Source organism: Caldivirga sp. UBA161 (assembly GCF_002506515.1).
Taxonomy (GTDB): Archaea; Thermoproteota; Thermoprotei; order Thermoproteales; family Thermocladiaceae; genus Caldivirga.
This window is the reverse complement of record NZ_DAXS01000026.1, coordinates 1-1,040: the sequence shown is the minus strand read 5'-3', so window position 1 is coordinate 1,040 and position 1,040 is coordinate 1. Positions and strand designations below refer to the sequence as shown.

Annotated in this window: 1 pseudogene; it reads left to right on the top strand. The window is 39.5% G+C overall.

Going from position 1 to position 1,040, the window contains the following annotated elements:
• Positions 1–766: pseudogene (locus BP896_RS03215) on the top strand (ABC transporter substrate-binding protein); the annotation flags it as partial.
• Positions 767–1,040: the final 274 nt, after the last annotated feature.

Genomic DNA, 1,040 nt, shown 5'->3' with positions numbered 1-1,040 from the left:
ATCAGGGGCAGCGCCACCGCAGTTAACGCTAGCTAATGAAATAGCCAGTGCCTTAAGCAACTTTGGGATACCAACAACTGTTGTTGTCTTCCCAAGCTCAGAGTATAGGACTGTTGTGGCTCAAGGTAAATATGATTTATTCTTCGCATATTATAGCGACTCTTATTCACCATATATACCATCCTTCTTCCCAGAGAGTAATTACTTCTCCGGGCCAACAGCAACATATAATATTACTCATTTTGATAATGTGATAGTGTTCCCGAATGGTACCTCAGTCAGTTTAGCTCAAGTATGTTACCAAGCGGTAACGCCGCCTAAGCTATTCCAGTGTATTGCAGATACCATGTGGGGTATTAATAAGGATCCATGGTTCATTCAACTGGATTGGAGTGTTAGTGTTGTCTTCGTTAACACTAAGTATATTAACTGGCCTGTCAACGATTCATCAATATGGATTAACCTAGAGCAGCATGAAACTCCAGGATGGTATGCGCTCTTGACTCACATATCCTTTAAGTCTCCTGTTACCACTACTACGACTACTACTCCTGTGGTTACTTCCACTGTTGTTTCCACGACTACTGTTGTTACTTCGACTACTGTGGTTAGTGGTACTACTACGACCTACACCACTACTTCAACAGTACCAGTAACCACAACAGCCACGACCACAGTAACCACAGCAACACCAACCACAGTAACAGCAGTATCAACAGTCACAGTCACTAAGCCAATAATATCAACAGCACTAATANNGTCGTAGTAGCAGCAGTAGCAGCAGTAATAGCGTTGAGGAGGAGGTAAGTAAATGTAATTTAAAATTAAATTAAAAATTTTTCCCTTCAATTTCTATAAATGATAATTATTAGAATAAGGCGTATATTAAGCTAATACTACTGATGGCGTATTTGCCGTCACTGTAACCATGCTTAATGAATATGCATGGTGAGTATTATTAATGATGTTAATATTACCCATAATACTTCACTAACCTTACTCAAGGGCAATCTATGTGTAGCATTGAAGTCTACTTAAAT